The organism is Dactylosporangium maewongense (assembly GCF_039531485.1).
In the GTDB taxonomy this organism is placed as follows: domain Bacteria; phylum Actinomycetota; class Actinomycetes; order Mycobacteriales; family Micromonosporaceae; genus Dactylosporangium; species Dactylosporangium maewongense.
The window spans coordinates 35,270-57,107 of record NZ_BAAAQD010000038.1 but is presented as its reverse complement, the minus strand read 5'-3'; the positions used below and the strand labels follow the sequence as shown (position 1 = coordinate 57,107).

The following is a 21,838-nucleotide window of genomic DNA, read 5'->3' as shown; positions in this document are numbered from 1 at the left end:
GGGTTTGCCTGCCCGGGGCCGAGGTAGTGCGCCGCAATGAAGACGTTGAGCACGCGGATGGTGGACCTGCCGGCCGGCGAACAGATTCCCGTGCTGGGACAGGGGACGTGGGGCCTCGGTGAGGACCCGATGCGCCGCGACGAGGAGCTCACCGCGCTGCGGCTGGGCCTCGACCTGGAGATGACCCTCATCGACACCGCCGAGATGTACGGCGACGGCGCCGCCGAACGCCTCGTCGGTGACGTGGTCTTCGACCGCCGCGACGAGGTGTTCCTGGTGACGAAGGTGCTGCCGGAGCACGCCGACCGGGCGGGCGCGATCGAGGCGTGCGACCGCAGCCTGCACCGGCTGCGGACCGATCACATCGACCTGTACCTGCTGCACTGGCCCGGCCCGGTACCCGTCGAGGAGACCGTCGAGGCGTTCACGACCCTGCAGCAGCAGGGCAAGATCCGGTTCTGGGGTGTCAGCAACTTCGACACCACCGACCTGCGAGAGGCCACCGCGGTGCCTGACGGCCACGCGGCGCAGACGGACCAGGTGCTGTACAACCTGGCCCGCCGCGGCATCGAGTGGGATCTGCTGCCGGCGTGCCAGCGGTCCGGGCTGACCGTCATGGCCTACGCGCCGTTCGACCACCGGGGAACCGTCCTGCGCCATCCGGCGGTCATCGCCGTCGCCGAGCGGCACGGCGTCACCCCGGGACAGGTGGCGCTGGCCTGGGTGATCCGCCAGGACGGGATCACCACGATCCCGAAGGCCGCCCATCCGGAACACACCGCGGAGAACCGTGCCGCCCTGGATGTGCGACTCACCGCCGACGACTTCGCCGATCTGGACCGCGCGTTCCCGCCGCCGGACGGCCCCACTCCGCTCGAGGTGCTCTGACCTCGACCACCGCGCCGGGCTTCCCGTGACGAGCACCCGGCCGGTCCTCGTTTCCCCAGGAGCCGTGACTGGCAGATCGTGCCGACGCGTGACCAGGCGAAACGTGTCGCCGTGCCGGGGATCTGACGTTGGCGCATACCTGCATGACCGCCACAACTCCGGGTAGGCCCCGCGCATGAGCGGTGAGATCGTTGTCTGCTCGCACTGCGGGCGCCGCAACCGCGTCCCCGCGGCGTCCCCCGGAGTCCCGCGGTGCGGCAACTGCCATCAGCCCCTGCCGTGGATCGCCGACGCGACCGACACCACGTTCGCCACAGTGGCCGAGCAGTCGGCCCTCCCGGTGGTGGTCGACCTGTGGGCGACCTGGTGCGGGCCTTGCCGCATGGTGACGCCCGCCCTGGAGCAGGTCGCCCGGGACCTCGCAGGCAACCTGAAGCTCGTCAAGGTCGACGTGGACGCCGCTCCGACGCTGTCCCGACGCTTCGACGTGAAGGCAGTGCCGACGCTGCTGATCATGCACGACGGCAAGGTCCTGGCGCGCAAGTCGGGCGCCGCGCCCGCGCCGGTGTTGCGGCAATGGGCCGACACGGCCCTTGCGGGCATCCGCTGATCACTCGGGTGGCCAGGTGCCCTGCAGGACGCGATGGACGTCGGTTTCGAGCGCTGACCAGTGAACGGGCCGCGCGTCCTGGTCGTTCCTTTACTGGCATCGGGTCAGGCTGGCTTACCCGGCAGGTTCGGACGAGAGCTCGCCGTCGTCCACGGTGCGGGTCGGTCGCCCTGGGCGGACGCTCGTTGCCGCACGTTCGTGTACCGCTGGTGTGGCGGCGGGCCGCCCACCTCGAGAGGGTGATTCGGTGGCCCCGAAGCGCGCCGACGATTGTTGCCATGTCGAGGGGACGAGGGCTGCGGGGCGCCGCGAGGCGAACCAGGCGCGCCGAGATGAGCAGGAGGACGAGACGCCATGACAACGCCACTGCAGAGCGCGAGTGCCCGGCTCGTCGTGCCGGTCAGCGAACGCGATCACACGCTCGGCCCCGTCGACGCGCCGGTCACGCTCGTCGAGTACGGCGACTACCAGTGCCCGTACTGCGCGATGGCGCATCCGATCGTCGGTGAGCTGCTGCACCGGCGCCAGGGCGCGGTCCGGTTCGTGTATCGGCACTTCCCACTGACGAACGTCCACCCGTCCGCGGAGATGGCGGCGGAAGCCGCCGAGGCGGCCGGCAGCAAGCGCCGCTTCTGGCAGATGCACGACTGGCTCTTCGAACACCAGGACGAGCTCGACACGATGACCATCCTCGCGGGCGCCGCGGCCATAGGGCTCGACGACGAGGCGATCGCCGGGGCGATCCGCAGCCACCAGTACCTGGACAAGATCCGTTCGGACTTCGTCGGCGGGGTCCACAGCGGGGTCAACGGCACGCCGACGTTCTTCATCAACGGCGACCGGCACGACGGCGGCTACTCACTGGAGGAACTGGAATTCGCCGTCGACGAGGCCGCCGCTGACGCCGAACGCTGACGCCGGCTGCGCCAGCCACGGAGCGGAACCCACCGTGGAGTCACCGGTCCGGAGTGCGAGGTCAGATGGCGGCCATGCTGGATGAACGCGGGTATCGGTATGCCCGGCACGGGCAGGCCCGCCGCGACAACGCGAGGCTGACCCGGTGATCGTCGGGCTGGTCGCGTCACCCGGACCGGCCGCGAACCTGGCCGGCCAGGTCGTCGACCAGCTGCCGGACATGCTCGCCAGGAGTTCGCCGGGCGTTGCGTGGACCGTTCGCGTCATCATCGATCGGCTGGTCGATCGCCCGGCGGAGCTGTCACAGCTGATCGACGCCGCCCGCCGTCGCATGTTGCAGGAGGGTTGGCAGCTCACGGTGTGCTTGACCGATCTGCCGTTGCAGACGTCCCGGAGGCCGGTTGTCGCGCACGCCAGCGCAACCCATTCGGTCGCGGTACTGTCCGTTCCGGCGCTCGGTCCGATCGCGGTCGCCGGCCGTGCGCGCGAGACGATCGTCCGGCTCGTCACCGCCCTGCTCGCCGGTGACGACGAACGCACCGCCCGCCAGTTCGGCGGGCCGCCACGGGCCGACCACGGCGGCATCGGTCTGGTCGCCGGTGTGGTGACCGGAAACCTGCGCCTCCTGCTCGGCATGCTGCGCGCCAATCGGCCGTGGCGGCTGACGATCGGGCTGTCGAGGGCGCTCGTCGCGGCGATCACCGCCGGGGTTTTCGCACTGGTCACCAGCGACATCTGGCGGCTCGCGGTGGAGTACAGCCGGGTGCGGCTGCTCCTGCTCAGCGCCGGTGCGGTGCTCGCGGTCGTGGTGACCATCATCGTGGGCGCCTCGCTGTGGGAGCGCACACCGTCGGGTGCGACGGGCAGGTCGCCCGCAGGTGAGCAGGTGATCCTGTTCAACATCGTCACCGTGCTGACCGTGGTGATCGGTGTGCTCGCACTGTATCTGGCGCTGTTCGTACTGGCGCTCGGCGGCGTCCTGCTGCTGGTCCCCGAGGCCGGCTTGACCGACGCGCTCGGCCGTCCGGCCGGCACTGGTGATTTCCTGGCCATCGCCTGGTTGGCGTGCTCGGTGGCCACGATCGGCGGCGCACTCGGCGCAGGCCTGGAGAGCGACGAGTCGGTCCGGGAGGCGGCGTACCTCTACCAGCCGGACGAGGTCATCGATGAGCGCCAGAGCTGAGCGGGCCGTGCCGACCGCATGGCCGTGTACCGGCCGGGTAGAGCACCCTCCTACCGGTTCCCCTCCGGGGAATCACCGCAGTCCACCGATGCGGTGTGCTGCTCGGCGAGTCGAGCCGCGGCAGGCACAGCCACTCCATATTTCCGCAGTGACCAACGGACTGCTTGCGATCGACGTGGCACTGCAGCGCTGAAGCGAGAGCGCAGAAGCGAACAGGAGGCCAGGACATGTCGTCACGCCCCGAGTACGAACGGAAGGCCCCGCGACCGGAGCTCTCGGTGAACCCGCTGTTCACCCGGGAGCCGGTCCGGATCCCGCGGGACCGGCTGCCGCACACCGAGCTCGACCCACAGGTCGCCTACCAGGTGGTCCACGACGAGCTGCTGCTCGACGGCAACCCGCGGCTCAACCTCGCCACGTTCGTCACCACCTGGATGGAGCCTGAGGCCACTCGGCTGGCGACCGAAAGCCTCACCAAGAACATGATCGACCGCGACGAGTACCCGCGCACCGCCGATCTCGAGACCCGTTGCGTACGGATGCTGGCCCGGCTCTGGCACGCCCCCGACGCAGGGCAGGCGCCCGGCTGTTCGACGTCCGGTTCGAGCGAGGCGTGCATGCTCGGTGGACTGGCCCTCAAACGCCGCTGGCAGCGTACGCGCCAGGCCGCCGGACTGCCGACCGAGCGGCCGAACATCGTGATGGGCATCAACACCCAGGTCTGCTGGCAGAAGTTCGCCAACTACTGGGACGTGGACGCTCGGCTGGTACCGATGGAGGGGGATCGGTTCCATCTGTCGGGGCCCGCTGCGGTGGAGCACTGCGACGAGAACACCATCGGCGTGGTGGTGATCCTGGGCTCCACATTCGACGGCAGCTACGAGCCGGTCGCGGAAATCTGCGCCGCCTTGGACGAGTTGCACGGGCGCACCGGATGGGACATCCCGGTGCACGTCGACGCCGCGTCCGGCGGGATGATCGCGCCGTTCTGCGACCCGGACCTGGACTGGGACTTCCGGCTGCCCAGGGTCGCCTCGATCAACGTGTCCGGGCACAAGTACGGCCTCGTCTGTCCGGGCCTCGGCTGGGTGGTCTGGCGCGCCGCCGCCGCACTGCCGGAGGATCTGGTGTACCGGGTCAACTATCTGGGTGGCGAGACGCCGACGTTCGCGCTCACGTTCTCCCGTCCTGGCTCGCAGGTCGTCGCGCAGTACTACAACTTCCTGCGCCTCGGCTTCGAGGGGTATCGCAGAGTGCAGCTCTACAGCCGGGACATCGCGACGACCCTGGCGGACCGGATTGCCGGGCTGGGGCCGTTCCGGGTGCTCACCAGGGGTGACGAGCTGCCGGTGCTGGCGGTCACGCTGCGCAAGGACATCACCGCGTACAGCGTGTTCGACGTCTCATTGGCGCTGCGTGAGAGCGGCTGGATCGTGCCGGCGTACACGTTCCCCGAGCACCGCACCGACCTGGCAGTGCTGCGCATCGTGGTGCGCAACGGATTCAGCCACGATCTGGCCGGCCTGCTGCTGAGCGACCTGCGTCGGGCGCTGCGCCGGCTGGAGCGGCAGGCCGCCCCGGTCCACGGCCCGGAGTCGGTGTCGTTCGCGCACGGCGCCGGCCCCCATTGATCACGGATGGGAGCTTCCGGTAGGCCTCGATCGGGTTGCGGGCGTTCAGGACGTGAACAGAAGCCGGTAGGGGCTGACCAGCTCTGCTCGAGGCAGGTGAGGGCGTCTTGAGCCGATGACCTGCCGGCATGCGCGGCCCGATTGCGGGTAGCACCGGAGAACCCGACAGGACAGGAGGTACCGCGATGCCGGTGGTAGCCATTGATCGGTTTGAGCGCTTCTTCCGGGCGGCGGCGAGCCTGGACGTGGACAAGAGCGACCTCAAACGCTACGGAGACTTCGTCGATGAGAAGGTCTACGACCTGCTGCTGATCGCACAGGCGAAGGCGAAGGCGAACGGTCGTGACGTCATCGCGGCCCACGACATACCGGTGACGAAGGGCCTGCAGGAGTGCATCCACGAGTTCCGGCACCTGGACGAGGAGATCGAGCTGCGCCCCATCCTGGACACGCTCACCGCCCGGCCGCCGCTGGACCTGGCACTCGGCGAGGACGCCGAGCGCCGGCTGCCGGACATCGTCGGTGGCCTGAGCGTCGCGCTCGCGCGTACCTTCAAGATCATGGAGCCGGATCTGAAGAACCCGCAGACCGCACAGTGGGAGCGGGCGCTGCGGATATTCAACCTACTGCTCTGAACTACCGCACCGGGCCCCGGAGCTACGAGCGCTTCGACAAGCGCGAGCGCGGCAGGACCAAGGTGATCATGCACCCGGACCTCTGACGCGGGACGAGGGGTTCGCGGGCAAGGCTCCGGGTAGCTCGCATCCCTGCTTTGGGGGTGGTGGATGTGAACATGCTGGTCGAGACCCCGGACAACTATGGCGGCTACCCGTCCCTGGATGACACCCACATCGAGGCCCTGTCCGCGGAGGGGCAGCGTCATCAGACGCAGATGGGCGAGGTACTCATCCGGGAGGGCGAGGAACACTACGACTTCTTCGTGGTGCTCGCCGGCAAGGTGGCCGATGTCGACGGGTTCGGCGGCGACGAACGCGTCATCAGCGTGCACGGCCCCAAGCGGTTTCTTGGTGAGCTGAGCTTGATCACCGGTGAGGCGGCCTTCTGCACCTCGCAGGTGCGCGAGCCCGGCGAGGTCCTCAGGGTGCCGGTCGACCGTCTCAAGGCCGTTGTCGCACAGGACCCCACCCTGGGTGACCTGATCCTGAAGGCGTACCTGAGCCGCCGTTCCCTGCTCATCGGCCGCGGCACCGGGCTGCGGATCATCGGATCCCAGTTCTCGTCCGACAACCGGCGGCTGCGCGAGTTCGCGGCTCGCAACCGCATTCCCTACCAGTGGGTCAATCTGGAGAAGGATCAGGACGCCGAGACGCTGCTGCGCGAGCTGCACGTGCGACCGGAGCAGACCCCGGTGGTGATCTGCCCGGCCGGGCAGGTGCTGCGGAACCCCAGCAACGCGGATCTGGCACACGCGGTGGGCCTGCCCGCGCCCGGACCGGGCGTCACGGTGTGCGACCTTGCCGTCGTCGGGTCCGGTCCGGCCGGCCTCGCCGCCGCCGTCTACGGCGCCTCGGAAGGGCTGGTGACGGTCGCCCTCGACGAGTTCGCCACCGGCGGCCAGGCCGGCCGAACGTCGCGGATCGAGAACTATCCCGGCTTTCCCACCGGGATCTCCGGCGGCGAGCTGGCCGAACGGGCGGTCGTGCAGGCGGAGAAGTTCGGAGCCACGTTCAGTGTGCCTGCTCGGGCGTGCGGGCTCCGGGAACGGGAAGGCAACCTTGTCATCGAGCTCGACACCGGCGGTGAGGTCACGGCCCGGACCGTCCTGATCGCCACCGGCGTCCGGTATCGCAAACTCGACGTTCCGCGGTTCGAGGAGTTCGAAGCGAGCAGCATCTACTACGCGGCCACCCTGTCCGAGGCCTTGTTCTGCCGCGACGACCCGGTCGCGGTCGTGGGTGGTGGAAACTCGGCGGGCCAGGCGGCGCTGTTCCTGTCGAGGTACACGCGGGTCGTGCACCTGCTTGCCCGCAGGGACCTCGATGAGACCATGTCGCGCTACCTGGTTGACCGGATCGGGACGACACCGGGCATTGAGACGCACCTCGGCACCGAGGTGCGCGAACTGCTGGGCGGCGACTGCCTCGAAAGGCTCGTGGTGGAGGACAAGGGCACCGGCCAGCGCCGCGAACTTCCCGCCCGTGCGCTGTTCGTCTTCATCGGTGCGCGGCCGTGCACCGACTGGCTGGCCGGCGAGGTCACCACCGACGAGGACGGCTTCATCCTCACCGGCCCGGACAGCGACGAGCCGGACACGCAGCGCCGGCCGCTGCTGCAGACCAGCCTGCCCGGCGTGTTCGCCGCCGGTGACGTGCGCAGCGGGTCGATCAAGCGGGTCACCTCCGCCGTGGGCGAAGGCGCCACGGCAGTGCAACTGGTCTGGAAGTACCTGCAAAGCACCGGCCGCGCGGCCGACGACAGCGCCGCCATCCTCCGGTAGTCGCCGGGGCCCGTGCCGACCCCCTCGCAGGGTCGCGGATCGCGCTTCCCGCTGTCGTGATGCCAATTGGGATTACCGCCCACCTCATTCTGTGCGGGTGGTACGGCGTTGGTCGGGTCGACGAACCGTTGAACGTGGTCCGACGGAAGGAGCAGCACCCGAGGAGCAGCACGGAAGGAGCAGGCATGAGTACCGCAACCTTCACGCGCGCAGACGCCGACATCGAGCGGGACGTGATCGAGGAACTGCGGTGGGATTCCCGCCTGCAGCCCAACGCCATAGCGGTCGGGGTGCACCACGGCGTGGTGACGTTGGCCGGATGGGTCGACAGCTACCAGAAGAAGTTGGCCGCCGAGCGTGCGGTGCACCGGATCCGCGGGGTGAAGGCGGTCGCCGACGACATCGAGGTCCGGTTGCCGATCGCGGCGCAACTGCCGGACTCCGAGATCGCCGCGTCAGCCGTCCGCGCGTTGGAGTGGGACGCGTTCATCCCGATCGAGCGCGTCGAGGTGACGGTGTCGAAAGGCTGGGTCACGCTGCGTGGTGAGGTCGAGTGGGAGCATCAGCGCAGGGCCGCGCAACGCGCGGTGGACAAGCTGCCCGGTGTGCGCGGAGTGACCAATCTGCTCTCGGTGCGTCCGCGTCCGCGGGTGCAGCCGTCACCGAAAGACCTGCGCACGCGGATCGAGGAGGCACTGGTACGCAGCGCCGAGACCGACGCCGAGCACGTGAACGTCGACGTGCAGAACGACAAGGTCGTGCTCACCGGTCAAGTCCGTTCGTGGGCCGAGCGGGAGGAAGCCGAACGCGTCGCCTGGTCGGCGCCGGGCGTGACCGCCGTCGAGAACCGCATCGTCATCGCCCCGTGAGGTGGATCGCCGCAGCCGCGGTCGTGGCTCGCGATGCAGACCGCGACTCATCGAGTCCAGCAAGGTCGGTGATGCCTGACGACACTCGTCGAAGCACCGACCCGGCGGTCGTCCGGGGGCAGGGAAGTGGATTCACCTGAGTCCGGACAACGGTTGGGGAAATGCCAGAGTTCGCGCTCGGAAAGGAAACCGATCACGATGACACTCGCACCCTTCTCGTCCCGGCAGCGCCGCGGCGGGCTGCTGGTTGGCACGCCGGCGTACCGCTGGGACCCGCGCCGCGAGGTGGACGAGCTCAACAGCAGGTTCGGTCAACTCATCCAGTCGCTCATCAGCGGTGAAGCCGGGATCGGCGGATCGGCCGACTGGTCGCCGCCGGTCGACGTGGAGGAGACCGAGGACGCCTTTGTCGTCGACGTCGACCTGCCAAACGTGAACCCGGAGGACGTCAATCTCGAGATGCGCGGCGAGGAGCTGCGGATCTCCGGCGCGTTCCAGGAGCGCAGCCGCGGTGGCGTCGTGCGCCGCCAGGGGCGTCGGACCGGTGAGTTCGAGTACATGATCGACCTGCCCAGCGACATCGACAGCGACCAGGTGCAGGCCGCCTACAGCAACGGCGTGCTCACGGTGACGGTTCCGAAGGCCAGGAACGCGCAGCCACGCCGGATCGAGATCCAGGCGCAGGGCGACCAGCAGGGCCGCCAGCGACTGAGCCAGCAGCAGACGGGCCAGCAGCAGACAGGCCAGTCCGCCACGGGACAGCAGCAGGGCACCCAGCGGTCCGGATCGCAGCAGTCCGGCGGCCCGCAGCGAAGCGGTCAGAACCCAGGCCAGCGGAGCTGACCGGGCCGTGCCGCCGACGTGCATCGACATGGTGTAAGGCACGGCGCGAGGGCGCCCTGGCCAACGTGGCGCGACGTCACGCAGCCGGGGTGCTCACGGGCCGCAGCCGGGCCGAGGCGCCCGTCGGCGACCTCAGACCCGCGCAGCGAGCCGTGCCCGCGCGGCGGATGGGTCAGAGCATCAGTCATCTGCGTCGGAGGAAGTCGCCCCGACTGCGAGAACGACAGGCTTTCGGCGACGCACCAGCCCCATTCCGAGAGGAGCCGGTCATGGCCAGAGCTGTAGGTATCGATCTCGGCACGACCAATTCGGTGATCGCCGCGTTCGAGGGTGGCCAGCCGACCGTCATGCCGAATGCGGAGGGCAGCCGGACCACGCCGTCGGTCGTCGCGTACACCGACACCGGTGAGCGGCTCGTCGGTCAGCTCGCCAGACGGCAGTCGGTGCTGAACCCCAAGGGCACCGTGTACTCCGCGAAGCGGTTCATCGGCCGGAAGTTCGACGAGATCACCGAAGAGGCCAGGACGGTCACGTACGACGTCGTGCCCGGGCCCGACGGGGCGGTCCGGTTCGACATCCGCGGCAAGCAGGTCTCGCCGGAGGAGGTCTCCGCACAGATCCTGCGCAAGCTTGCCGACGACGCCGCGAAGTACCTCGGCGAGAAGGTCACCGAAGCCGTCATCACCGTCCCGGCCTACTTCAACGACGCTCAACGGCAGGCGACCAAGGACGCCGGCCGGATCGCCGGCCTCGAAGTCCTGCGGATCATCAACGAGCCCACCGCGGCCGCCCTCGCCTACGGCCTGGACAAGAAGGGCCACGAGACGGTCCTCGTCTTCGACCTGGGTGGCGGCACGTTCGACGTGAGCATCCTCGACGTCGGCGACGGCGTGGTCGAGGTCCGGGCCACGGCCGGCGACACGCACCTCGGCGGCGACAACTTCGACCACCGCCTGGTCGACCACCTCGCCGATACGTTCCGCAAGGAGCAGGGCATCGACCTGCGTCAGGACCCGCAGGCGCTGCAGCGGCTCACCGAGGCCGCCGAACGGGCGAAGATCGAGCTGTCGTCGGTGACGCAGACCCAGGTGAACCTGCCGTTCATCACCGCCGACGCGTCCGGCCCGAAGCACCTCACGGCGACCGTCACCCGCTCGACGTTCGAGGGGCTCACCCACGACCTGCTGGAGCGCACCAACGGCCCGGTGCGGCAGGCCATGAGCGACGCCGGCGTCAAGGCCGACGACCTCGACGAGGTGATCCTCGTCGGCGGCGCGACCCGGATGCCGGCGGTGCAGGCACTGGTCCGCCGGCTCACCGGCGGCAAGGACCCCAACATGACGGTGAACCCGGACGAGGTCGTCGCGCTCGGCGCCGCGATCCAGGCCGGCGTGCTCAAGGGCGACGTCCGCGACGTCGTGCTGCTCGACGTCACTCCGCTGTCGCTGGGCGTGGAGACCCTCGGCGGGCTCATGACGAAGGTCATCGACCGGAACACGACGATCCCGACCCGCCGCACCGAGACGTTCTCCACGGCGCAGGACAACCAGCCCGCCGTCGACGTGGTGGTGCTGCAGGGCGAGCGGGAACGCGCCGCCGACAACCGGGTCCTGGGCCGCATGCGGCTGGAGAACATCCGCCCGGCGCCGCGCGGCGAACCACAGATCGAGGTCACCTACGACATCGACGCCAACGGCATCCTCAACGTGTCCGCACGCGACAAGGACACCGGCGCCGAGCAGAAGATCACCGTCACCGAGAGCGGCACGCTGGACAAGGGCGAGGTCGAGCGGATGGTCCGCGAAGCCGAGCAGCACCGCGCCGCGGACCAGCGGGCGCGTCAGGAGATCGACGCCCGCAACGAGCTCGACAGCGTCGCCCACCAGGTGCAGCGTCGCCTCGACGAACTCGGCGATCAGGTCCCCGAACATGAGCGGGCCCGCGCCGACATGCTCGTGCAGGAAGCCCGGCAGGCCGTCGACGGGCAGGCACCGATGGATCGGGTGCAGAACCTCACCAACGACCTCCGGCAGGTCCTGTTCGCGCTGCAGTCCGCCGAGCAGCAGCCGGCCGGTGGGGGACAGCCCACGGGCCGGGAAGCAGGGCAGGCCGCTGGGCGGCCCGGCGGGTCGGCTCCGGCCGATGACGTCATCGACGCCGACTTCAGCGGAGGGTGAGCCATGGCTGAGCCGAACGGCGAGAGGATCCACGCCGCCACCGATGACCCGGCCCGACAGGCGAACCGGCCCGAGACCGAGTCGGCGGCCCGGCCGGAGGACCCGGCGCTCGCCGAGGTGCGGGAGCGGGCGCAGCGGGCGATCGCCGACGCCGACAACGCCCGCAAGCGGGCCGAGCGGACGGCCGCCGACCGGGTCACCGCCGAGCGGCAGCGGGTCGCCGCGGCGTGGCTTCCCGTGCTGGACAACCTCGACCTCGCGCTGCGCCACGCCGGTGCGGACCCCGAGGCGATCGTGCAGGGAGTGGCACAGGTCAGGGAACAGGCCGCGGACATCCTGGCCCGGCTCGGCTTCGGCCCGGTCGGTGCGGTCGGCGAGCCGTTCGACCCGGCCCGGCACGAGGCGGCCGAAGCGGTCGAGGAGCCGGACGTACCGGCCGGCACGATCGTGCGGGTCATCCGCCCGGGCTACGGCGGCGACACGCTCCTGCTGCGCCCGGCCGTCGTAGCCGTGGCCCGCGCAGGCGGCGGGCGTGCCGAGGGGGCGGACGCGGAGCGGGGATCCGATGGCGGCTGACCGGCGCGACTTCTACGCGGTCCTCGGCGTCCCGCGGACTGCGACGGCGGAGGAGATCCAGCGCGCGTACCGCACGCTGGCCCGCCGCAACCATCCGGACGTCAACAAGGAGCCGGGCGCCGAGGACCGGTTCAAAGACATCACCGAGGCCTACGATGTGCTCTCGGATCCGAAGAGCCGCCGCAAGTACGACCGGTTCGGCGCCCAGTGGCGGCAGGTGCCCGACGACGTCGAGCAGCGGGCCGGGGCCCGGCAGCGTGCGTCGGCCGGCGCCGGGTTCCCCGGTCAGGGCGCCGGCTTCGGCGGCCGGGGCGGCATCGGCGAGGAAGTCGACCTCGAGGACCTGCTCGGCAGCATCTTCGGCGGGCGACCGAGCGGTGCCGGCGACCGTTTCGGACGTGGGCCGGTGCCCGGCGCCGACACCGAGGCCGAGATCACCATCAGTGTCGAGGACGCCTACCACGGCGGCCGGCGCCAGATCACGCTGCCCGGCGCCCCCGGCGGCCGCACCCGCGAGTACGAGGTCAACGTCCCGGCCGGGGTCACCGAGGGGCAGCGGATCCGGCTCGCGGGCCAAGGCTCCGGCGGCGCCCGCGGCGGCCCGCCCGGCGACCTGTACCTGGTGGTGCACATCGCGCCGCACCCCCGATACAAGCTCAGCGGCCGCGACATCACGGTGGAGACCCCGGTGGCGCCGTGGGAGGCGGCCCTGGGCGCCACAGTGCCGGTCGAGACGCCCGGTGGCACCCTGCGGGTCGACGTCCCAGCAGGCACACCGTCAGGGCGGCGGCTGCGGCTGCGCGGCCGGGGCCTGCCGAACCCGCGCGGCGCCCCCGGCGACTTCTACGCCGAGATCAGGATCATGGTGCCGGCGCAGTTGAGCGACGCCGAACGGCGACTGTTCGAGGAACTTGCGACGGTGTCGTCGTACAACCCGCGAGGTGACCGATGACCTACGCCCTGATGCGCCGCCCCTACCTGTCCACGGAGGCGTTCGCCGCCGCCGCCGGCCTGCACCCGGACCTGATCTCCCGGCTGGTCGCGCTCGGCCTGCTGGAGCCGCACATCGACGAGCTCGGCAACCGCTGGTTCGCCCGGGCGCAACTCATCCGGCTCGCCCGGATCCGCCGGCTGCACGCTGGACTGCCGCTGAACTACGCGGCAGTCGGCATCGTGCTCGACCTGCTCACCCGCATCGACGAACTTGAGGCGCAACTCAGGAGGCGGACATGGACCTGAACCGACTCACCGAGAAGTCCCAGCAGGCGCTGCACGACGCCCAGACGAAGGCGATGCGGCACGGCCACACCGAAGTCGACGGCGAGCACCTGCTGCTCGGCCTGCTCGACCAGCCTGACGGTGTCACGGTGCGGCTGCTCACCGGCCTGGGCGTCGACATCGAACAGCTGCGCGATCGCGTCGAACGCGACCTGCAGCGCCGGCCGAGCGTGACCGGGCCCGGCGCGCAGCCCGGCCAGGTGACGGTCACCCGCCGGCTCGCCGCGGACCTCGACGCCGCCGAACGTGAGGCCGGCCGGCTCAAGGACGAGTACATCTCCGTCGAGCACCTGCTCCTGGCGCTCGTCGACGAGGGCGCCTCCACCGACGCCGGCCGGGCCCTGCACGACCTCGGCGTCACCCGGGAACGGCTGCTCAACCAGCTCACGCAGGTGCGCGGGGCGCAGCGGGTCACCTCCGCGAACCCGGAGGCCGCCTACGAGGCCCTCACCAAGTACGGCCGGGACCTCGTCGCCGACGCCCGCGCCGGCCGGCTCGACCCCGTCATCGGGCGCGACGAGGAGATCCGCCGCGTCGTGCAGATCGTGTCGCGCAAGACGAAGAACAACCCCGTCCTCATCGGCGACCCGGGTGTGGGCAAGACCGCGATCGTCGAGGGCCTCGCCCAGCGGATCGTCAACAACGACGTGCCGGAAGGGCTGCGCGACAAGACGGTCTTCGCGCTGGACATGGGCTCCCTGGTGGCCGGGGCGAAGTACCGCGGCGAGTTCGAGGAGCGGCTCAAGGCCGTGCTCGCCGAGGTGACCGCCGCGCAGGGCCGGATCCTGGTGTTCGTCGACGAGCTGCACACCGTGCTGGGCGCCGGGGCCGCCGAGGGGTCGATGGACGCCGGGAACATGCTCAAGCCGATGCTCGCCCGCGGCGAGCTGCGCATGATCGGGGCGACCACCCTCGACGAGTACCGCAAGCACATCGAGAAGGACGCCGCGTTCGAACGCCGGGTCCAGCCCATCCTGGTGCCGGAACCCAGCCCGGACGACGCGGTCACCATCCTGCGCGGGCTGCGGGAACGCCTCGAGGTGTTCCACGGCGTGCGCATCCAGGACGGCGCCCTCATCGCCGCGGTCCAGCTGGCCCACCGGTACATCGCCGACCGGTTCCTGCCGGACAAGGCCATCGACCTCGTCGACGAGGCCTGCGCGATGCTGCGCACCGAGATCGACTCACAGCCGGCCGAGCTCGACGAGGCCGCCCGGCGCCTGCTGCGGCTGGAGATGGAGGATGCCGCACTGTCCAAGGAGGACGACCCGGCCAGCACCGCCCGGCTGGACCAGATCCGGCGGGAGATCACCGACCTGCGCGGCGAGGTCGATGCGATGCGCGCCCAGTGGAACGCCGAACGCCAGGCGATCCGCAAGGTGCAGAGCCTGCGCGAGGAGATCGAGCGGATCCGGCGGGAGGCGGAGGCGGCCGAACGCGGCTACGACCTGGACCGCGCCGCGGAGCTGCGCCTGGGCAGGCTGCCGGAGCTGGAGCGGCGGCTGCGCGCCGAGGAGGAGCGGCTCACCGCCAAGCAGAGCGGGCACCGGCTGCTGCGCGAGGTCGTCACGCCCGACGAGATCGCCGGGATCGTGGCCCGCTGGACCGGCATCCCCGTCAACCGGCTGCTGGAGGGCGAACGGGACAAGCTGCTGCGCCTGGAGGACATCCTGCACGAGCGGGTCGTCGGCCAGGACGAGGCCGTCCAGGTCGTCGCCGACGCTGTCATCCGCGCCCGCTCCGGTATCAAGGACCCGCGCCGCCCGATCGGCTCGTTCCTGTTCCTGGGCCCCACCGGCGTCGGCAAGACCGAACTGGCCAAGACCCTCGCCGCAGCACTGTTCGACACCGAAGACAACATGGTCCGGCTCGACATGAGCGAATACCAGGAACGGCACACCGTCTCCCGGCTCGTCGGCGCGCCGCCCGGCTACGTCGGCTACGAGGAGGGCGGACAGCTGACCGAGGCGGTGCGCCGCAAGCCCTACTCGGTCGTCCTGCTCGACGAGATCGAGAAGGCCCACCCCGACGTGTTCAACACCCTGCTGCAGCTGCTCGACGACGGACGACTCACCGACGCCCAAGGGCGCACCGTCGACTTCCGCAACACCGTCGTCATCATGACCAGCAACCTCGGATCGCAGCACCTCCTGCAGGGCGTCACCCCGGACGGACAGCTCACCGACCAGGCCCGCACCGCGGTCATGACGGCACTGCGCGAATACTTCCGCCCGGAGTTCCTCAACCGCATCGACGAGACGGTGCTGTTCAAGCCGCTGACCCTGCCGGAGATCGAGCGGATCGTCGACCTGCTCCTCGACGACCTCCGCGCCCGCCTCGCCGACCGGCGGATCACCGTCGAGGTCACCGAAGCAGCCCGACGCTTCATCGCCGAAGCGGGGTTCGACCCGGTCTTCGGCGCCCGGCCACTGCGCCGCTTCCTGCAGCGCGAGATCGAGACCCGCATCGCCCGCACGCTCCTGACCGGCGACGTCCTCGACGGAGCCACCATCACCGTCGACCGGGCGCCCGACGGGATCGCCATCGACTGGAGCAACGAGCCGGCGACCGTCACGGCAGCCGCATAGCCGCTCAGCTTGACGGCCCCGATGAGCAGCCTTCGCGAGCTTCAGCCGCGCAAGGTCTGTGACGGCGGGACGCCGTACCGGGCGCGGTAGGCGGCGGCGAACCGGCCCAGGTGAGCGAAACCGGCGGCGTAGGCGACCTGCGCGACGGTGGTCTCCTCCGGCCCGGCGCGGTGCAGCTCCCGGTGTGCGTTGGCCAGCCGCAGCTCGCGCAGGTACGTCATCGGTGGTGCCCCGACGTGACGGTGGAACGCGTCCTGAAGCGCGCGGGCGCCGACGCCGGCGATCTCGGCGAGCGCGGCCATCGTGAACGGGTACGCGGGACGGGCGTGCATCGCCTCGATGACGCGTTTGACGGTGCGGGGCGCCCAGCCGCGGATGGCCGGCCCAGCCGCTTCCCGGTATTGCGGCGACGCCAGCGCCAGCAGGCCGGCGATCACGCTCTGCTGGAGGTGTTCGGCCGGCCCGGCATGACCGAGCAGATTGTCGGAGCTGCGGGACTCCGTTGCGAGGACCCGCACCAGCCCCGCCCAGGTGCGGCCAGGGCCGGACGATACGTCGAACTCGGTGTCCAGGGCGACCGGGGTTCGGACGGGGGCGTCGAGCAGGCTCGCTAGCTGCGTTTGCAGGACCCATCGGTCGATCTTGACGGCCAGCAGTCGGCAGTCCGCGTGCCACCGCTCGAGAATGGTGTCACCCACGGGCTGGAATACCGCTGCGGTGGACGGCGTGGCGACCGCCGGCCGCCGGCCCTGCCGCCACCACAGCTCGCCGGTCAGCGGCAGGTCGACGTGGTATGCGCCCAGTTCGCCGAACCGCATACCCACGTCGACGCCGAAGTGCATGTCGCCGATCGTTACCGGCCCAGACGCCACCAGGTCGAACCGGGCCGACAGATCGGTGGCGGGCCCGAGCACGTCGAGGAAGGTCGGGTAGAAATATGTGCTGATGGTGACCCGCGCCTCGTCGACGTCGGCGGTGGTCATTGAGCGCGTGCTGATCGGCCGCTCCGCACGATCTACGACATACATTGTTGAGCAGGGTACCTGGTACTGATGGATGCCGGGCAGTGTTGCATCAACGGCTCAGTTCGGACGCACGGACGGCCACCTGGCGTAGGTCGCGCGGTGCCCCGTCCCATCCGATCTCGACCGCTTCGACCATTACCCACGTGTCATTGTCGTGGACGAACCGGCGGGTGGACACGCGCTCGACGCGGAGCCGCAAGATCCCGGCGCCGAACATGTAGTCGCGTTCGGCGAGGATCAGCGTCTGGGTATCGACGATGGGCACGGGCCGGATCCAATCTGTTCGGGCGGTCGTCGCGCAGTCAACGATCGCTTGGCGGCGCATGCGCTGCGAGCCGGTTTACGCAGACGTGAGCCGGTTGGCGTGGTTGCGGGCAGGTCGATCCGGTCCGACGACGGGTCGACTGGCGGACGTCACCACGGACCGGTTCCTGCTGATCGCCCGCAGCCGCATCGCCAGGTGGGCAATCGCATCCGACCCGACATGCACGCACCGCTGCACTGCGGACGTGTTCAAGGCTTCGCTAGACCACGGGGGTGGCCGCCGGCGGGTTGCGCGAGCGGGTGTGGCTGGCCGGTCATCGCGGCCAGGGCAGCGGCGACCGCCCGCAGGTCGGCGCGGATGTAGGTGGTGGTGGCTGGTCCGGTGGTGTCGGTGTGGCCGGCGTAGGCGCGGGCGGTGCCGTAGCCGAAGTGGCGTTCGACCCAGGTCAGGGTGGTGTGGCGCAGCCAGTGGGCGGTGATGCCCTGGGCAGCGACCCAGGGCAGATGGGCGTCGATGCGGCGCCACAGCTCGTCGTAGCGGCGGCCGGTGAGGGCGGTGCCGTTGCGGTATCGCAGCAGCGGATCGGTGGGCAGGACCGCGCCGCGGACGGCGGCGTGCTGGGCGAGACTGGTGGCGAGCTGGGCGCTGATGGGCTGCCAGCGGACCGTGCCGCCCTTCTCGCGCAGTTGCAGGAGGCCGCGTTCGACGTCGAGGTCTTGGAGTCGCAGCCGCAGGGCGCCGCCTCGTCGGCAAGCGGTTCGGTGTGCAGGCGTAGCAGGAGCGCGTCGAGGATGGTGTCGTTGCCGGTGGTGCGGGCGACCAGGTTGATCTCGGTCAGTTCGGCCGGCGTCAGCGCCCGCCGAGTGCTGGGCAGCCGTCGGGGTTCGCGGACTCGGTGGGCTGGGCTGTCCGCGGCCGGGATGAGGGCGTCGGCGATGGCCTGGTTGTAGAAGGCGCGGGCGGCGGCGATGAGCAGCTCGCCGGCGTGGCGGCCGCCGCGGCTGTTGCGGCGGGTCCGGGCGCTGCCAACGACCTGGCGCTGGAGCGCTTGGATGTCGTCATGCGCGCCCAGTAGCTGCGGTAGGCGCGCAGCGCGCCGGGGCCGGCCGCGGCGAGCACCTGCGGGAGGTAGTCGTCGAAGGTCGGCAGCGCTGGTCGGGCGTCGCGCTGTAGGTCGGCGAGGGTGACGCCGAGCTCGTCGAGAGCGGTCCAGGCGGCGTCGAGCCGTTCGCGGTCAGGTGCCATCGTCCGCGGCGAACCGCTCGGCTAATTAGGAACTGTGCGACGGTTCGGGCCGGGTGGATGGGTAGCAGGTCACGGCCGGGGTCGGCGAGCAGGACGACCGCGTCGCCGGCGGTGAGGTGACACAGCTGCTGGATCGCTGAAGGGATGGCGAGGAGGCCAGTCGCGCCGATGGTGTGGCGCTCCGCCGGGCCGGAGGTCGCCGTGATGACGCTGCGCGTGGTGTCGAACGTGACGCGGTGCCCGGGTGGCCAGCCCAGCAGGTGCAGCAGCAGGCGGGCCGAGATCCGGCCGGACGGGTCGAGCCGGCCGAGGTTGAGGTGCGGCTCGACCTGGTCAGGTCCTGCGGGCGGGGCGGGCAGGTGGGGGAGCGGCGGTCGTGGCGGGTGGGCACGGGGGAGCGGCGCGGGGATGAGTGCCGCGATCATCTGCGTCGAACCTGCCGGCATCCGGCCTCAGCCCGGCTCTGGGAGGTTCAGCGCGGACAGTTCGGTGCGGCCCTCGTCGGCGCGCTCGGGTAGGAGCAGAAGGGTGCAGGCCCGTTCGAACCGTGCGCCGATACGCTCCCAGCTCTCGATCGCGGCGGCGAGAGCGGACCTGTCGCGGTGCAGCCGGCCGGCGGCGCGTGCGAGGCAGGCGGCCGCCCAGTCGTTCTCCGCCGCGGCCGGGGTAGCGGCGGCCAGCCATGCCGTGGCGTCGGGCAGCCCGGCGACGACAGCGAGTTCAGCGCCGGTGGCGCGAGCGTACGTTTCGTAGCGGCTCAGCCCGACCGGTGCGCCGGCCATGGCGTTCTCGACCAGGGTGGCGGCGCCGGCCAGGTCGCCGTTCTGGATGGCGAGTCGCGCGTCGATGAAGGCGGCGATCGGCGAAAGCCGGCCGGTGCCGACGTTCGCGGCCCCGGCGACCTCCGCCACCCTGGCGCGCCACAGGGCGTGCTTGCCGGCGTCGCGACGTAGGCCGTGAGCGAGCGCGATCGCCCACACCGCCGGCCACATCCACCCTGCGTGGGGACGGCCGGCCTGCGTCCAGTCGTCCCACAACAGGACCGAGTATCGCAGCGCGCGGTCGACATCGCCGGAGAGGACCAGGCCGGGGATCATCCGACTCGCCGCGATCTGTGACTGGTCGCCGAGTAGTTCGTCCGCCAACGCCTGCTGGGCGACGGAGATTGCGGCGGGCAGGTCTCCGGTCATGATGGCGTCGGCCACCGCTGCGCCGAAAATGTCCATGATCTCGGGAGCCGCGCGTGGATCGTCGCGCCGCATGGCGGAAACCAGGTCGAATCGCTGCCGGGTCAGACGGTGTGCCTCCCGCAGCCGGCCCTGCCTCATCGCCGCCACACCCGTCGCATCGATGGCGGCGCTGACAAGGACGGGATCGGTGGTGTCGCGTGCGGCGAGCATCGCGGCCTCGGACAGCACGGGATCCGGGTCGTACTTGGCGGGGTTGGCGGTCCACGCCGCAGCGACGGCCAGGCGTGCCGCGACGACGGTGTCGGTGGAGTCGCCAACCGCGACGGCCTCGTCGACCAACCGACGCAGCCGCTCGTACGGGATCTCGACAGGAAACCTGGCCGGGAACCGGCAGGCCAGCTCCGCAGCGTGGGACAGGGCCTCTGCCTGAGCGTTGCCGTCGCCCGCGGCCCGCGCCTCCTGCGCGGCGGACAGCAGCAGCTCATACACGTGGAGACCGGACATGTTGCTCGCATGGGCACAGTCCGCCGCGGTGTGCAGGTCGTGTGCCGCCGCCGCCGGCTCGGTGGCGCGCGTCGCCGCCTGCTGGAAGTGACCGAGTGACTCTTTCAGGAAGCGCCGGGCGAAGGTGAGGTGGCCCAGCGAGCGGGCCAGTTGGTGAGGCACCCGGCCCGGTCCGGGCGTGGCGTTCGTGAGTGCCGCCCGGAGGTCGTCGACGACCGCGTCGAACGCCTCGTGCCATGGGCCGTCGAGCCGAGCCTCCAACGCTGCCGCGCGCGTCGCGGCCCAACACAGGTACCGGTCCTGGATGTCGGTGCGGTCGTCGTCCGCCTTCAGTTGGTCCAGGGCGAAGGCCCGGACGGTTTCGAACAGCCGCCACCTGCCCGTGGTCCGCTGGTGGACGACCAGGCTCTTGTCGACCAGACGGCCGAGCACGTCGGCGACGGCGGCCCGGTCACCGATGTGGGTCACCGCCAGCACGGCGTCCAGGTCGAAGCTGCCGGCGAACACGGCGAGGTGACGGAACAACGTGCGCTCCTCCTCGTCGAGGAGGTCGTAGCTCCACCTGATGACCGTGCGCAGTGAACGGTGCCGCACGTCCTGTCGGCGACCGCCGACCAGCAGGCGGAGTGCGTCGTCAAGGGCGGCCAGCAGACCGTGTGCACCCAGTGAAGCGGCCCGGGCCGCGGCCAGCTCGATCGCCAACGGCATGCCGTCGAGCCGGGCGCAGAGGTCGGCGATCACATCCGGGTCGGCCGTGAACTCCGGATCGGCCGCGGTCGCGCGGTCACGGAAGAGTGCCTCCGCGTCGGAGGCCAGCGGCAACGGCTCCACGACGACCAACCGTTCGCCCGGCAGGCCGAGGCGGGCTCGGCTGGTCACCAGCACCCGTATCCCGGGACAGGTGGCCAGCAGTCGTTCGACGAACCCGGCCGCGGCGTCGAGGACGTGCTCACAGTTGTCCAGGATCAACATCGACCGGCTCGTACTCAGACGGTCGGCGATGACCTCCTCCAGCTGGCGTTGAGGGCTCTCCGCCACACCGAGTACCGACGCCACGGCTTGGGCCACGAAGGCGTCACGCACCGGGACCAGATCGACGAACGCGCCACCATTGGGGAACATCGACGCGGAGGCATCGGCCAGCACCACCGCGAGTCGCGTCTTGCCGACGCCGCCCGGTCCCAGCAGCGTCACCAGCCGGGTGCTGGCCAGGGCCGCGATGACGGCGTCGTGCTCGCGGTCCCGACCGATGAACGTCGTCCAGGCCGCCGGCAGACCTACGATCCGGCCGGCCTGCGACGCGCCGGCCTGCGACGGAATGACGCGGTCGGCGAGCGCTCTGCGGTCGGTGGCCCCGAGCTTCCGCAGCAACGACGACACGTGGCTTTCCACGGTGCGGACCGAGATGTAGAGCTTGTCCGCGATCTCAGCGTTCGACATCCGTGCGGCCAACGCGTCGAGAACCTCGGCTTCCCGCTTCGAGATCTCGTTGATTCCGATCATCGCCACCCCGCCGTTGCCGTCGTCACGGATCTTGTCCAAAGCCTTCTCCGTGACGGACTCCGTGGTCGGGTCCGTGGTTGCACGGATGCC

Annotated in this window: 19 protein-coding genes; 14 read left to right on the top strand and 5 right to left on the bottom strand. The window is 70.7% G+C overall.

The features are described 5' to 3' along the window. Positions 1 to 36: 36 nt before the first annotated feature. The 14 genes from ABD332_RS52680 (at position 37) to clpB (ending at position 16,016) form a co-directional block, all read left to right on the top strand. Positions 37 to 888: an aldo/keto reductase gene (locus ABD332_RS52680; RefSeq protein ID WP_344513409.1), complete on the top strand. Its 852-nt coding sequence runs from the start codon at positions 37 to 39 to the stop codon at positions 886 to 888. Between the two features lie 175 nt (positions 889 to 1,063). Beyond that, on the top strand, positions 1,064 to 1,498 hold the full coding sequence (gene trxA, locus ABD332_RS52675; protein WP_344513407.1) for a thioredoxin: 435 nt from the start codon (positions 1,064 to 1,066) through the stop codon (positions 1,496 to 1,498). Positions 1,499 to 1,852: 354 nt separating this feature from the next. Continuing rightward, positions 1,853 to 2,413: a DsbA family protein gene (locus tag ABD332_RS52670; RefSeq protein WP_344513405.1), complete on the top strand. Its 561-nt coding sequence runs from the start codon at positions 1,853 to 1,855 to the stop codon at positions 2,411 to 2,413. A gap of 145 nt (positions 2,414 to 2,558) precedes the next feature. Beyond that, entirely contained in the window at positions 2,559 to 3,596 is a 1,038-nt protein-coding gene (locus tag ABD332_RS52665) for a hypothetical protein (RefSeq protein ID WP_344513404.1), read from the top strand. Between the two features lie 227 nt (positions 3,597 to 3,823). Next, the gene (gene gad, locus ABD332_RS52660; RefSeq protein WP_344513402.1) at positions 3,824 to 5,227 is read left to right on the top strand and encodes a glutamate decarboxylase; all 1,404 of its coding nucleotides are present in this window, start codon (positions 3,824 to 3,826) and stop codon (positions 5,225 to 5,227) included. Positions 5,228 to 5,418: 191 nt separating this feature from the next. Continuing rightward, a complete protein-coding gene (locus ABD332_RS52655) occupies positions 5,419 to 5,862 on the top strand; it encodes a DUF1931 family protein (RefSeq protein WP_344513400.1) in 444 nt (147 codons plus the stop codon). 158 nt (positions 5,863 to 6,020) lie between these two features. Further along, positions 6,021 to 7,685: an FAD-dependent oxidoreductase gene (locus ABD332_RS52650; protein WP_344513479.1), complete on the top strand. Its 1,665-nt coding sequence runs from the start codon at positions 6,021 to 6,023 to the stop codon at positions 7,683 to 7,685. A gap of 185 nt (positions 7,686 to 7,870) precedes the next feature. Then, entirely contained in the window at positions 7,871 to 8,554 is a 684-nt protein-coding gene (locus ABD332_RS52645) for a BON domain-containing protein (RefSeq protein WP_344513477.1), read from the top strand. A 198-nt stretch (positions 8,555 to 8,752) separates the two neighbouring features. Next, complete coding sequence (locus tag ABD332_RS52640; protein WP_344513398.1) at positions 8,753 to 9,397, top strand: Hsp20/alpha crystallin family protein; 645 nt, start codon at positions 8,753 to 8,755, stop codon at positions 9,395 to 9,397. A 269-nt stretch (positions 9,398 to 9,666) separates the two neighbouring features. Beyond that, positions 9,667 to 11,574: a molecular chaperone DnaK gene (dnaK, locus tag ABD332_RS52635; protein WP_344513396.1), complete on the top strand. Its 1,908-nt coding sequence runs from the start codon at positions 9,667 to 9,669 to the stop codon at positions 11,572 to 11,574. A 3-nt stretch (positions 11,575 to 11,577) separates the two neighbouring features. Next, complete coding sequence (locus ABD332_RS52630) at positions 11,578 to 12,150, top strand: nucleotide exchange factor GrpE (protein ID WP_344513394.1); 573 nt, start codon at positions 11,578 to 11,580, stop codon at positions 12,148 to 12,150. Beyond that, entirely contained in the window at positions 12,140 to 13,102 is a 963-nt protein-coding gene (locus tag ABD332_RS52625; RefSeq protein WP_344513392.1) for a DnaJ C-terminal domain-containing protein, read from the top strand. The genes ABD332_RS52630 and ABD332_RS52625 overlap by 11 nt, the downstream gene beginning before the upstream one ends. Next, positions 13,099 to 13,389, top strand: a complete 291-nt coding sequence (locus tag ABD332_RS52620) for a chaperone modulator CbpM (RefSeq protein WP_344513391.1) — start codon at positions 13,099 to 13,101, stop codon at positions 13,387 to 13,389. The genes ABD332_RS52625 and ABD332_RS52620 overlap by 4 nt, the downstream gene beginning before the upstream one ends. Next, positions 13,380 to 16,016, top strand: coding sequence for an ATP-dependent chaperone ClpB (clpB, locus tag ABD332_RS52615; protein WP_344513390.1), 2,637 nt, complete (start codon positions 13,380 to 13,382; stop codon positions 16,014 to 16,016). Before ABD332_RS52620 ends, clpB begins: the two co-directional genes overlap by 10 nt. 41 nt (positions 16,017 to 16,057) lie before the next feature. On the opposite strand, the gene ABD332_RS52610 is transcribed toward clpB, so the two are convergent. From ABD332_RS52610 to ABD332_RS52590, 5 genes are all read right to left on the bottom strand, one after another. Further along, positions 16,058 to 16,999 (bottom strand): AraC family transcriptional regulator, encoded by a 942-nt coding sequence (locus tag ABD332_RS52610; protein ID WP_344513389.1) that lies wholly within the window; start codon positions 16,997 to 16,999, stop codon positions 16,058 to 16,060. A gap of 91 nt (positions 17,000 to 17,090) precedes the next feature. Further along, positions 17,091 to 17,306 carry a hypothetical protein gene (locus ABD332_RS52605; RefSeq protein ID WP_344513388.1) on the bottom strand — a complete coding sequence of 72 codons (216 nt, stop codon included), beginning with the start codon at positions 17,304 to 17,306 and terminating at the stop codon, positions 17,091 to 17,093. Between the two features lie 248 nt (positions 17,307 to 17,554). Next, a complete protein-coding gene (locus ABD332_RS52600) occupies positions 17,555 to 18,034 on the bottom strand; it encodes a site-specific integrase (protein WP_344513475.1) in 480 nt (159 codons plus the stop codon). A 330-nt stretch (positions 18,035 to 18,364) separates the two neighbouring features. Continuing rightward, positions 18,365 to 18,976 (bottom strand): hypothetical protein, encoded by a 612-nt coding sequence (locus tag ABD332_RS52595; RefSeq protein WP_344513387.1) that lies wholly within the window; start codon positions 18,974 to 18,976, stop codon positions 18,365 to 18,367. 27 nt (positions 18,977 to 19,003) lie between these two features. Then, on the bottom strand, positions 19,004 to 21,787 hold the full coding sequence (locus ABD332_RS52590) for an ATP-binding protein (RefSeq protein ID WP_344513385.1): 2,784 nt from the start codon (positions 21,785 to 21,787) through the stop codon (positions 19,004 to 19,006). Between the last annotated feature and the right edge of the window lie 51 nt (positions 21,788 to 21,838).